Origin of the sequence: Azospirillum himalayense, from assembly GCF_042657465.1 — a bacterium.
Taxonomy (GTDB): Bacteria; Pseudomonadota; Alphaproteobacteria; order Azospirillales; family Azospirillaceae; genus Azospirillum; species Azospirillum himalayense.
The window spans coordinates 1-10,039 of sequence record NZ_JBHSLC010000030.1; the positions used below are offsets into that span (position 1 = coordinate 1).

The 10,039-nt window shown below is 67.5% G+C and carries 9 protein-coding genes; all 9 read right to left on the minus strand.

Going from position 1 to position 10,039, the window contains the following annotated elements:
• Positions 1-183: hypothetical protein (locus ACFPMG_RS15835; protein ID WP_376996075.1), on the minus strand; the 183-nt coding region annotated here is incomplete at its 3' end.
• The gene (locus ACFPMG_RS15840) at positions 180-323 is read right to left on the minus strand and encodes a hypothetical protein (protein ID WP_376996077.1); all 144 of its coding nucleotides are present in this window, start codon (positions 321-323) and stop codon (positions 180-182) included. The genes ACFPMG_RS15835 and ACFPMG_RS15840, both read right to left, overlap by 4 nt.
• 21 nt (positions 324-344) lie before the next feature.
• The gene (locus ACFPMG_RS15845) at positions 345-827 is read right to left on the minus strand and encodes a glycoside hydrolase family 108 protein (RefSeq protein ID WP_376996079.1); all 483 of its coding nucleotides are present in this window, start codon (positions 825-827) and stop codon (positions 345-347) included.
• Positions 828-837: 10 nt separating this feature from the next.
• Positions 838-1,182 (minus strand): hypothetical protein, encoded by a 345-nt coding sequence (locus ACFPMG_RS15850; RefSeq protein WP_376996080.1) that lies wholly within the window; start codon positions 1,180-1,182, stop codon positions 838-840.
• Positions 1,183-1,262: 80 nt separating this feature from the next.
• On the minus strand, positions 1,263-2,855 hold the full coding sequence (locus tag ACFPMG_RS15855; protein WP_376996082.1) for a hypothetical protein: 1,593 nt from the start codon (positions 2,853-2,855) through the stop codon (positions 1,263-1,265).
• A 12-nt stretch (positions 2,856-2,867) separates the two neighbouring features.
• Positions 2,868-3,134 carry a hypothetical protein gene (locus tag ACFPMG_RS15860; RefSeq protein ID WP_376996084.1) on the minus strand — a complete coding sequence of 89 codons (267 nt, stop codon included), beginning with the start codon at positions 3,132-3,134 and terminating at the stop codon, positions 2,868-2,870.
• A gap of 11 nt (positions 3,135-3,145) precedes the next feature.
• A complete protein-coding gene (locus ACFPMG_RS15865; protein WP_376996086.1) occupies positions 3,146-5,716 on the minus strand; it encodes a glycosyl hydrolase family 28-related protein in 2,571 nt (856 codons plus the stop codon).
• A 117-nt stretch (positions 5,717-5,833) separates the two neighbouring features.
• A complete protein-coding gene (locus ACFPMG_RS15870; RefSeq protein ID WP_376996087.1) occupies positions 5,834-8,083 on the minus strand; it encodes a hypothetical protein in 2,250 nt (749 codons plus the stop codon).
• 170 nt (positions 8,084-8,253) lie between these two features.
• A partial coding sequence (locus tag ACFPMG_RS15875; RefSeq protein WP_465252023.1) for an LPD3 domain-containing protein occupies positions 8,254-10,039 on the minus strand: 1,786 nt, incomplete at its 5' end.

Below are 10,039 nucleotides of genomic sequence, written 5' to 3' on the forward strand. Positions count from 1 at the left end.
AATGGTGATCCGGGTGGGATTCGAACCCACGGCCACATGATTAAAAGGTGTCTGCAAATAATGTGCAATCAACGACGGTTTGCAGAATTCTGGATTTATACCCCAACGCAAAACTGCCATTTCCCAAGGGTCCTGCAAACCAAAGAGGCCGCTCTGCTGGGCGGCCTCTTTGTTCTTGATCACCCCCCACCGAACGCCAGGACCCACGGGAGCAGATTGGTTCCAGCGAACTTGTCCACGGCGGCGGCGGCGGCGACAAGCGCGACGAACCCGGCCACAGCGGTGAGCTTCTTGGTGGTCGGCAGCTTCAGGGGCAGCTTCATGATACGGCCCTCCTTCGGGCGTCAGGTGGCGATGGCCAGGACGAGGCAGGCGCAAAGGCGCCGCATCCAGCCCAGGCCGTAGGTCGGAAAGTGAGGCAGGCGGGCGTAGTGGTCGGCCCGCCGGGCGGCGTATTCGGTCAGCAGGTCGGTCGGCTTGGCGCGTTGCACGGCGGCGAGCGTCTTCGGCCCGATCTTGCCGTCGGCCTCGACGCCCGCGGCGAGTTGGAGGAACTTCGCCGCAGTGCCTGGCCCCTGGTTGACGGCGGTGTCGAAGTGGAACAGGGCGACGCCCGCCGGCAGGTTGCCGCAGCCGGCCCGATCCCAGTAGTCCCGCCGGTAGATCGCTGCGGCGCCATCACGGGTCAGGCCCTTGATGTCGATGCCCGGATAGGCGGCCTTGCTGATGCCGAAGCTGGTCTCCCCGCCGGGGTCCCGCGGGTCGTTGGTGTAGCCGCCCTCGCGCGTAAGCACGAAGGCCAAGGCCATGTCGAAGGTGCTGGGCATGGTGGGATCCTCAGTTCGCGCTGGTGCTCGCCGGGCGCCCGGCAGCGACGGCGGCGATGATCTGGTTGGTCTCGGTGAGGGCGTGCTGCACGGCGCGCTGGTCGGCGTCGTAGGTGTCCCGGCGCACGAAATTCGCGTCGATGTGGTCGCGCAGGCCGTCGATCCGCTCGTGCACGCGCTTCCGACCCTCTGCCGATTCGGTGCGCGTCTCCTTGATCTGGCCGGACAGTTCCCGGCGGAGGGCGGAGATGGCCTTTGAAAGGATACCCCCCACGGTCGCGCCCAGCGTGAGGCACCCCAGCACGATGGCGGCAATGGCCTTCAGGTTGTCGAGGGTCAGCGGCAGATCGGGCATCGTGGGTCCTAGGCACTGGCGGCGTTGCAGCGACGGTGCCCGCCCGCCGCCGCGCCAGCCAACGCACATCACCCGAGCCATCACCCGAGCCGGAAGAACGTGACGCTCGGGGCGGACGAGTAGGTCAGGACGAGCTGCTCGCCGGGATCGAGCGTGAGCGTGCCGGAGGTCTTGCCGGCGATGTTGGTGCCGTTCTTCGACCACCCCGTGACGGTGCCGCCGTAGACGTGCACCTCCACCCGGTGCGGCGTGGTGTTGATCCAGGCTGTGCCGCTGTCTGGCGTCGTGAAGAGGCCGCCGGCCGCCGGACCGACGTAGTTGTCCCCGCTGTTGGACGCTACCCGGCGATGGATCGACGGCGCCGCGTTGTCGCCGATCTGGAATGCCCCGAGCGAGCCGCGCACCGAGTTCCCGGCCACGGTGTAGGTGGCCAGATCCGCAGCGATGGCGACTCCGTAGGTCCCCTGATAGGGAAGGCCAACCGCGCTCGTGTCATAGCCGATCTCGTTGCCGACCAGCGTGCAGTCTTCGCCAGACAGCACCACCGACGAGGCGCCGAGGCCCTTCCGGTTCGCGGCGTAGATGTCGCACCCGGTCACCTTGATATGGCGGGCCGCCGTGCCGATCACCAACGCGGCGTCGCCGGACAGGAACAGGCGAGCACCATTGATGACGTGGCTCCAGTTCGTGCCGGTGCCGTCAAAACTGACCGCGTTGCCTTCCCAGGCCATGAACCACGCGCCGCCGACAGCGTGCACGCCGAACACTGTGCAGCCGGCGCCGGGAGCCGACCGCAAACCGTAGCTGCGGCAGTAGTCGAACTTGGTCCCGTCCAGCCAGACGTTATTGACCACCGCCCCGCCGGAGACCGGCGCCAACACAACCCCACGGTCGAACCGCTCGAACAGCGATCCACCGATGCTGATGGTGTCCCAATTGCCCGCCACCGCCCGCAAGAAGTCCCGGCCGGGGGTCGTAGTCATCGGCGCCGGGTGCACCGGCATGCCGACGCCATCGACATAGAGCGACGTTTGGTCGTCCACGAACAGGCCTGCACCGTTGATGAGGTCGAGAGCCGGCGCGTCCACGTTGGCGAGACTGCCCCGGAGGTTGGAGAAGCTCACCAGCGCCGCCGGCTTGGTCGCGGTGCCGATGGACGCGATGCAGCGGGCGCGCGTGAATTCAATGTCATCGAACCACAGGCGCGTGCAGTTCTTCAGGTGCAGACACAGAGAGGTGGACGGGGGCGCGCTGTATTCGAACCCCAGCCCCTCGATGCCACCGCCGACAACCTGGGCGGCGGCGTCGCTCCCCCACGTCAGGGCCGCGCCGCCGGCCGGGAGGAGCTTGGTGGCTGAGGCTCCGGCCCCCATCACGTAGACGTCGGGGGCGATGATCGGATCCACGGGCGCGGACAGCTTGGAGCGGCCAGCCGGGACGTTGACCGATACCCCGCCGCCGCGGTCATTCGCCCAGGCGACGAAGCGGTTCCAGGCCGGGAGGTCGTCGGTGGTGCCGTCCAGCGAGGCGCCGAAGTCCGCCTGCAGACTCACCGTCTCCTGGAGCTTGGCGGACAGGGGGCGCTCGGGAGCCGTCGGCGCGACGGGGGTGTAGACGATGCCGGCCGCCGGGATCGGGGCGAGCATCTTGGGATCGAGGAGGGTCAGGCCCATGGGGAGGCTCCGTCAGCAGTCGATAGCGTCGGCAAACGCCGGATCGGCCTTCACCGCGGCGTAAAGTGTGGCCCGATCGACGCTCCCCTCCGCGGAGAGGGGGATGCGGACGGTGGTCGCCGTGATCGCCGCCTTGCCGGCCCGCCGGGCGTCTTCCGAGACGTAGCCGTGAACCACCGCGTCAACACAGCCGTCCGCGTAGTAGACATTGGCGGTGATAATCCGGTGATAGACCGCCGGGGCGCCAATGTCGGTGTCATGCTCGATGGAAAGAGCCATGATGACGGTCCTTATGCAGAGGTGCTGTCGGTGATGAGGCCAAGAGACGCAAGCGTCGTGATCAGAGACGCGAGCGCCGCGTTACCTCCGCGGGAACCAGATACGGCCTGTTTCAGCGCACCGGCGGCACCGTAGAAGCCAACCTTGTTCAAGGTGCTGCCAACAGTGACTTGCCCAGCCCCCTGCCCGAACAGTTGCAAGAATCCGTCGGCGCCCGCCGCGAGCGCTTGTACTCGACCGCCGCCATTTTCGGCGCGGAGTGCGACGCTGCCGTCGTTCGCAACACCGGAGCCACGGTACACCTGAACCAGCACATCAGAGCCGAACTTGATGTGAGCCGCGTTCCCACTGGTCGCGAACGCCGCCCCCCCATTCACCCGCAGCCCGCCTCCGGAATAATCCAGGATCAGGCTGCCGGTCGCGTTGCCGATGCCCGTGATGTTGGCCGCGTTTCCGCTGTAGACCCCAGGCGAGATGCTGACGTTCGTCGGCGCGGTCGGGCCGGCATCGATCTGGATTGCCGCCGTCGTGTAACCGCGGAGGCGGTGCGGGCCAATGTTCACGCCGTCCGCGTTCGCGCGAATGCGAACGCCAAGCGCCCCGCCCGCGCCGTACACGGACGGCAGGGTGATGTTGTTCACGGGGTCCACGCCGTTGCCGATGTCGACCAGGGTTGCGCCGGCGTTGGCGTAGCCGATGCCGATGCGCAGATGCACCCCGTCCGCGCGGCCAAACTTGAAGCCGGTGTCGTTGATGTTCGACACCCACGCGTCGCCCACCTGGATGTTACCGGCGTTGTGCACGTACAGGCCGATGGGCGCCGTGTCGAGTTCCAGCAAAGAGCCTTTGATGACGGTCGGTCCTGCGGCGATGGTCGATCCCTCCGCGCGCATCGCGTACATGGACGCGTTGAATGAATACAGGATGTCGAAGAACACACCTTCCACGTAGTCGCCCAGGTCAAAGCCGACAGCACACCCCGACGCCTTACAGCCGAAGAAGAACGTGTCGATCAGCTTATCCCCACCCGCCGACGACGCGCCGCGCAACGCGTAGCCGTTCGCCGTGCACTTCTCCATGGAGCAATTGACGAGCTTGTTGCTTGAGCCGGACATGAACAACATGCCCGACCCGAACTTGTTGTCACCATAGACGCGAATCCGCTCGAAATGTCCGGCGCCTGTGCGCTCGCAATCGATCGCAATGGACGACGCCCCCGCTTGCACACGGGAAACGGTGATGTCGCGCAAGCCGTGACCGTTGATCTGCGTCACGCCGTTACCAAACCGGATGGCCGGCATGGTCGGGTCGGCGTTGTCGAGCCGAATTTCTGACATCGCGTTGTAGTCGCCAACGACGCGCGCCCGGTCGGCGTCCAACACCCACGTGCGCGAAACTCGATAGCTGCCGCGCGGGGCGTACAAATACCGCAGCCAGCCTTCCCCGCTCATCGCCGCCGCGGCCCTATCCAGGGCCGCAATGTCGTCCGTGACGCCATCACCCTTGGCGCCATACCACTGGACGTTCACACCGCCGGTCGTGCTGACCCGGCGCCACCGCCCCACCGTCACAGCCCCATCCGGCCTGATGACCAAGCCGCCATCGTCGGCCACGGTGCTGACGTTGTCCCAGACGAACAGCCCGCCGCCGCGATCGCCGGCCGAGTGGTAGCCGGTCACCGAAATCGAGCCGAGGGCACGGGCCTTGGCGGCCGGGATCGTGCGCAGCGCAGCTATGGAATCCACGCGCTGGAAGCGGTCAGCCAGGGATGCCGCCGCATCACTTCCTGTCGCCGCAACAAGCGCCCCGCTGGCATCGCTCACCGCCACCGGCACGCCGTTGACGCGGATGTCCACCGGAACGCCGTCCGGAGCCGGCGCGGCCAGCACCACATCCTGGCCGTCGATGGAGTACGAGGCCGGCTTTTGCTTCACGCCGCCGATGGTGACCAGGACCGACGACTTGGACACGAGGTTGTGCCCGGTCGGGAAGCGCACGCGCACGCCGTCACCCACGTAGCCGGTCACATCGCCCACGCTGTGGCCGTCCAGCCAGGCGGCCACCGTCGCGCCCTCGACCTGGGCCACGGTCGCGTCCGACATGACCGGGCGCCCGCCCGCATCGAAGGTGAAGAAGCGCCCTGCACGCTGCGGCGCAGGGGGGAGCGTGGCGTTGGTGTCCAGATCGTCCGACGCCGCCAACTTCACCGAGCGGCCCAGCGCATCCTGCTGCTGCTGGTCGATCATCACCAATCGGTCGAATTCACGGTTCAGAGGCGGGATTTTCAACGTTCCAGCGGCTGGGAACGCCGTGCTGCGCTCCAGCTTCAGTTCGCGGTAGACGGTGACGGTGCAGTTCGTGACGGGCGCAGCGAGCGTGACGGTGCCGCTCTGGTTGCCCGCACCGCTCACCGTGTAGTCCGCCCCGAGGTCCAGCTGCTGATCCGCTTGCCCGGCGTTCACCACGACATGCACGTCCCCGTCCGCCAGGAAGGGAAACGGCACCGTGAAGACGCTCTCCGGCGTGTTGCCGACCTGATAGACCCGCCGCGGCTGCTGGTCTCCAACGATGATGTCCGCCATGCCCTATCCTCCTGTTCGGCGGCAGGATCGGGGCGGGGGCGAATCAGGGCCAACGCACCCACAAACGAAAAGGCCGTCCGGTGAGGGACGGCCTTGGCACTGGCAGAACGGCGACAATCACCAGGGCAGCGCGGCCCCCAGGTCCGGAGCGCGGTCGGGCGCCTGCCCCGGCCTCCACCAGAACCGTTGTCCGTAATCCTTGCGCGCCCGCTCCTCCATGCGCCGGAAGGACTGCCGGTATTCGGGGTCCGCCAGGGACTGGATCGTGTCCATGACGGCCCGGTCTGTCACAAGGCGGCTGTACCAGAGGTTCGCGCCGGGGGTGTTCTGGCGCACGAAGCGGGCCACCTGAGAGCCCACGGTTGCCGGTTCGCCCTCCCAGAAGGCCGCCGCAGACGAAGAGAAGAGGCGCGGAACGTCATTGAGGGCCAAACTGAACACCGGGCCGATGGCCGCCGCGCCAAAGTCCTTCCCGCCCCGGTCCAAGGCGCTGTTCAGGAAGTCACCGAACACGCCAGCGCCGCCGCCTTGCAACCCGGCAGCCAGCCAGAATTTCGGGTCGGTCATGTCGCGCGGGTCTTTTCCGGTAAGGATCTGCCGGGCCTGGATCGATACGGCGCCGGCCAGGGTCAGCAGCCCCGTAAAGGCGGCATACTTCGCGACCTTCGAAGGGGTGGCGTCAATAAAGGCCCGCGCCATGTGCGTGGTCAGCATGGTCAGCGTGAACGACTTGAACAGCGACAGGGACCGGGCGACTTGCCCCATCACGGTGTTGGCAGGTAGGCCAGCGGTGGTGATCTGGCGGACCCGAGCGTCCGGCTCCAAGATCGCGAAGGCGCGCTCCTCGACCATGATTTCCAACAGCCGCTCCCCAAGAGCCCGGTCGGACACGTTGGCCGCGTCGAAGAATTTTGCCCCCTCATGCTCGACCAGCGGCGCGGCCCGGATCACGTCCCAATCCGCCGCGCTGAAGCCGTAGCGCTCCAGCCTCTTCCGGAGCGGCGCGTCCACCTCACCGAAGGCCCGTCCAACATTGTCGGCGACCAACCCCATGAACTCCAGTTGGTGCCCCGTCTTTCCGGCCTGCGTCCAGGCGGAAAGTCCCTGCGCCCGGATCACGAGAGAGCCCAAGCGCGCGGTGATCCCGTCGCCGGCAATCTGGTCAGCGAAACGCTTGGTGCCGATGGCGCGGTCCATGATCGCGTGCGAGACGATACCCATCCGCATGGCAAAGACCCGGTCTGCCTCGTTCGCAGGGTTGATCTGCTTCAGTACGGTGTGCATCATCTTGACGGCAGGTATCCCGTTCGCTTTCGCCGCCCAGGTCAGCGACACCATGTCGGACGGGACCGCGGAAACCACGGCAGATCCCAGGCGAGCCGGGATCTGCATGTTGCGGATGCCTCCGAGCAGGCCCATCCAGAACCCCTCCAGTTCCCCGCCCAGCCGCCCGGCCAGCACATCGTAGGTGCGGGCCACTGCCGCAGGATTTTCCAAAGCGCCGAAGGTCTTGGCGCCTTCAGCCTTCGCCTTTATCGCCATCTCGTGAAGGAGCCGTGCCGTCGCGCCGTGCTTCGGCCCCAGCACCTCTGTCAGGGCGATGTCACGGGCCATGCCCTGCATGTGCCCGACCAGCAGGCCGAACAGGTCGTTGCCCACGCCGAACTTGTCGTTGTAGGCCAGGAAGGCGTCCGCGTTCTGCCACTGGAAGACGCGCCGCTCGTTATGCCGGCCATAGGACCCACCCTTGCCCGGCGGGGGCGGCAGTTCGGACAGGATGTTGTCTCCGGCGGTCTTGATGATCGTCGCCAGCTTCAGCCCGTTGGCCGGCGCACCCGTGTCGAAATCGATCACCTGCAGGTCGCCGCGTTCCGCCGCCTGGATCAGGTGTTCGGTCCACGCCTCCCGCCCGATCTGGCGCACGCGCCGGGCATCGGTGACCTGCGGGTGCCGCCAATCGTCGCGCTTCACCAGATCACCACCGGCCCCGATGTAGCGGTCTGCGGCGAACTCGCTGGCCTCGCGCCAGCTCTTGGCGAACGACGCCGCCTCCGCGTCGTTGGTCGACGTGCCGTGCAGTTCGCGGATCACGTTCCGCATGCCCGCGGTGTTCTGGACCAGCCCGGCGGCCTTGCTCCGGTAGGCGTTCAGCCCGTACGCCATCCGGCGCATGATTTGGCCCAGCACCACTTCCTGCCGGGCCTCGACGTTGGAATAGGTCGCCTTTCCCCGCATGTCACGGACCAGTACGGCCATGGCGCCGGCGACAGCGCCGTCCGGATGGGCCTGCACGTCGTCCATCACGCGAGCCACGGTCAGGATTTGCCGGGCTGTGCGCGCCTTCTCCCGCTCCGCCGCCTCCTTCATGATGCGGGCGGTCTCCGCGACCGCGGCGGACAGGGCCTTGTCCGGGGCCATCTCTGCCGCGTATTGACTCTCCAGATCGCGGATGGTCCGCAGCGCCTTCTCCGCGGCGTCACGCGACAACAGTCCAGCCTCGACCCGACCGTCGAGGCACTTCTTGATGTCAAGATCCTTCACTTCGTCACCTCGCCGAAGGCACAGGCCGCAACCGTCGCGGCGTCGTTGATTGCCCGATCCGCCTCGTCCATCAGGTCCATGGCAGAGCGCTTCAGCGCCACAACCTTTCCGGCCTCGTCCACGATCTCTTCCGTGGGCACGTCGATTTCCCGACTGGCCAGCAGACGGTTCACCTGCTGGAACAGCGCAGGCTCCACCTCCGGAGCGGCGGCCACCTCCTCCGCCGGACGCGCCGCGGGGGCCAAGGAGCCGAACAGGCCGGCGTCCTCGCGGGGTGGCAGGACGGGCTCACCACCACGGAACTTGACGCCTTCCAGAAGCCCGTCCATATCAATGGCAGAGAGGTCCGGCGGGCGTAAGCTGGTGCCGTCGCGCAGCGGGGACGCTGGCTTTGTTGTGACGCCGGGCCTCTCGATTTCCGTCAGCACTGGTTCGTAGAACAGGCGACCGTCCGTCGTCTCCTTCACCGTGAGCTTGGCCCGGTACAGGGTGTCCGCCAGACGGAACGGCGCGTAGAAGCGGTGGAACGCCACCACATCCGGCGAATCGGCCCCGCCCTTGTTGCTCTCCACGAAGACGGCTCGGTCCATCAGGTCGCGCAGGTTCGGCAACACCTCCAGGTCCGCAGGCATCTTGGCCGATGCGATGCTCTTTTCGATGCCCTTGCGGGAGACGGAGATGTCGCCCCAGCCAGTATCGGCGTTGGTCAGCGGTGCGTCCCGAAGGTTCTCCCGCGCCCACTGACGAGCCGCGGCGCGTGCGTCCTTCCACGGCAGTTCGGCCCATTGCGCCGACGCCTCGGTGATCGCGACCGGCCCCCTGTTGCGCAGCTCGTCCGGGGTGGCCCGGCGCACGACGGTAAAGTCGCGCCCCTCCTCCCGCACGGTCATGGGCGGGGGTGAGGACGCGCCAGAAGCCTCGCGTCGAGCTGCGTCAACGAAGTCGCGCACCGCCGCATCGTACCGCCCATCCTCGCGAGCCCGCCGGGCCGATGTGGACAGGGCATCCGACAGGGCGCCCTTCCGGTTCGCCAGCGTGGTCAGGGTCTGGATCGCCGCACCGTCGGCGTCCGCCCGCGCGAGGTTGGCGGCGCTGTCCAAGATGTTGCCGGCGCCGGTGATCCTGTCTGCCTCTGCCGTTAGCGTGCCGAAGACGGTCCGGTCCCGGCGCAGCACCTTCAAGGCGCGGTCGAGGACGCGGGCACGCTCCAGGAACAGGCTCTCCTGCACCATCTCGTCCCCGAACAGGTTGCCCTGCGAGGACGCCGCGCGCTCGGCGGCGCCAGCCTCCATTGCCTGCCGCACGATCGCTTCCGCTTCCGTCCGGTTGGCAGGCTGCAGCCTTGCCAGCAGGCCCATCACGTCGCGCTGCATCGGGCCGTCCGTGACCAACCGCCCGACGATGGCGCCGTACTGCTCGGGCACCACCCCGTTGACCACCATCCCAAAGGGTTCGCCTTCGAGCTGGGCCAGCCCCTTCGCATCCCGCACCAGGGAGGAGGTCGGCGGGAGGGACCGGACGATGGACGGATCGCCGTCGCGCAGCACCTTCGCGGCGTCGAGCGGCGAGCCAGTGCCCTCCGCGATGTTCTTGGCGGCAGCCAGGGCGCGGACCTGTTCCGGCGCCCAGCCGTCCGCCTCCCGGTAGATAACCGAGTTCAGGCGCGGTTCCTGCCCGTCACCCTGCTCCAGAATGCGCACGGCCAACCCGCGGCGCTGGTGACCGTCAGCGACCACGCGCGAGCCGTCGGCGCGCTCATAGACGATGGAGACGCCGGCGCGC